This window comes from Novosphingobium sp. 17-62-19 (genome assembly GCF_002256775.1).
Taxonomy (GTDB): Bacteria; Pseudomonadota; Alphaproteobacteria; order Sphingomonadales; family Sphingomonadaceae; genus Novosphingobium.
The window spans coordinates 3,115-5,478 of record NZ_NCII01000149.1; the positions used below are offsets into that span (position 1 = coordinate 3,115).

Consider the following 2,364-nt stretch of genomic DNA (forward strand, 5'->3'; position numbering starts at 1 on the left):
GACTCAGGTCTAACCGCCGCCCCTTAGCAACATCGCCAGAACCACTGCCAACGGAGCGCCCCCAATCATGGCCGACCCCGCACTTTCGCACGCGCCTCAACCAGATGGTGCGACGGGAGTCCTCGTTCTTGCGGATGGTTCTGTGGCATGGGGACGTGGCTTCGGCGCAACCGGCGCTGCGGTAGGCGAAGTATGCTTCAACACCGCGATGACTGGCTATCAGGAAGTGATGACCGACCCGTCCTATGCGGGGCAAGTGGTGACCTTCACGTTCCCGCACATCGGCAATGTCGGCACCAACGATGAAGACATGGAAAGCCATGACGTGCCGGGTGCCGTGGGCTGCGTAGTGCGTGAGGATGTGACCGCGCCTGCCAACTTCCGCTCTGCCGGGGCGTTTCAGAAGTGGATGGAAAAGCATGGCAAGATCGGCATTTCGGGCCTTGATACCCGCGCGCTGACCCGCCGCATCCGCATGAGCGGCGCGCCCAACGCGGTGATCGCGCACGATCCCAATGGCGCGTTCGATATTCCGGCGCTGGTCGCGCGGGCGCGCGAGTGGCCGGGGCTGGAAGGCATGGACCTTGCCCGCGTGGTCACGCGCGAGAGCCAAGAGGCGTGGGAAGGCTCGGTCTGGCATCTGGGCAAGGGCTTTGGCCGTTCGCCGCACGACACGCGCAAGCATGTCGTCGCCATCGATTATGGTGCGAAGGACAATATCTTCCGCAATCTGGTGAAAGCGGGCGCGAGCGTGACGGTGGTTCCGGCGCAGACTTCGCTGGAAACGATCCTCGAACTCAAGCCCGATGGCGTGTTTCTGTCGAACGGTCCGGGCGATCCGGCGGCGACGGGGGCCTATGCCGTGCCGGTGATCCAGAAGCTGCTGGAGATGGACCTGCCGGTGTTCGGCATCTGCCTCGGCCACCAGATGCTGGGCCTTGCTGCAGGCGCACGCACCACAAAGATGCACCAGGGCCATCGCGGCGCGAACCACCCGGTCAAGCGGATGGAAGACGGTGTGGTCGAGATCACCTCGATGAACCACGGCTTCGCGGTGGACAACGCACCGGGCGCGCTGGGCGAGAACGTGATCGAAACGCATGTGTCGCTGTTCGACGGATCGAACTGCGGGATCGCGGTGAAGGGCAAGCGGGCGTTCGGGGTGCAGTATCACCCAGAAGCTTCGCCGGGACCGCAGGATAGTTTCTACCTGTTCGAGAAGTTTGTGGGGATGTTGGGGTGATAGAGGATGAGTTTCAGCCAGATAGGTTGACCCTTGCCTTGTTGGGAGAACTGTTGGTTCAGTCTGAATCCTTCCCCTTCCAGCCATTCATGCGGTTAGATGAACTTTATTTGGCATTGAACGCGATTGGTGACCAATTTGACCGGCTCATCCTAGATGATGTGGTCGAAGAACTTTCCGATCTTGGCCTTGTTCGCACGGTGTCGGACATGCCGCGTGCAAACGACAGGCTTGGTCATAGGGCGATTGACGTTGCTCTGACGCCAGCGGGAATCTTCTATTGTATTTCTCGAAGTGCAATGTTCACCGATCAAATTTATGGCCCAACATGGGATTTATCAGATCGGTATTCCGATCTGACATTCGCCATTGCACAGCGCTTTGGAGTCGCTTCGGATGAAGCAGTACCGGCTAGTGATAGAATTGTCTTGGCCAGCGATAATCAGCCGGATTTTGACCAGCTGAACAATAAGTTGGATGCAATAATTTCTGCCGTTTCCGCAGATAATGAAGTTGCAGCTAGCAACCTCTTTGGTCGTGATGAGGGGTTACGAAAACTAAAGGAACTCAAATCCGCTCTATTAAGCCCCGAGGTGAGAGTGAGCGCGGTGATGTACCTTGGTTATAAAGCACTTTTCTGGGTTGTCGAAGCATTCGCAGATAAGCCAGTAGGCGCACTTGCTGAGCAAGCTTGGCTATCTCTTAAATCTCTTCTCGGTGTATAAAAACATGCCCAAACGCACTGACATCTCCTCGATCCTGATCATCGGCGCCGGGCCGATCATCATTGGCCAGGCTTGCGAGTTCGATTATTCGGGCACGCAGGCGGTGAAGGCTCTCAAGGAAGAGGGCTATCGCATCATCCTGGTCAATTCGAACCCCGCGACGATCATGACCGATCCCGACATGGCGCACGCGACTTATGTCGAGCCGATCACGCCGGAAATCGTCGCCAAGATCATCGAGAAGGAGCGGCCCGATGCGCTGCTGCCGACGATGGGCGGGCAGACCGCGCTGAACACCGCGCTGGCGCTGTTCAACGATGGCACGCTGGAAAAGTACGGCGTGCAGATGATCGGTGCCGATGCCGATGCGATCGACAAGGCCGAGGACCGCCAGCG

At 58.4% G+C, this 2,364-nt stretch carries 2 protein-coding genes and 1 pseudogene; all 3 read left to right on the forward strand.

All coding sequences use genetic code 11. The annotated features are described in order from the left end of the window. The first annotated feature begins 67 nt into the window (after positions 1–67). Positions 68–1,243, forward strand: coding sequence for a glutamine-hydrolyzing carbamoyl-phosphate synthase small subunit (carA, locus tag B7X90_RS18300; protein ID WP_292627026.1), 1,176 nt, complete (start codon positions 68–70; stop codon positions 1,241–1,243). Then, positions 1,240–1,968, forward strand: a complete 729-nt coding sequence (locus tag B7X90_RS18305) for a hypothetical protein (RefSeq protein ID WP_292627027.1) — start codon at positions 1,240–1,242, stop codon at positions 1,966–1,968. Before carA ends, B7X90_RS18305 begins: the two co-directional genes overlap by 4 nt. A 4-nt stretch (positions 1,969–1,972) precedes the next feature. Further along, positions 1,973–2,364, forward strand: a pseudogene (locus B7X90_RS18310) (carbamoyl phosphate synthase large subunit); the annotation flags it as partial.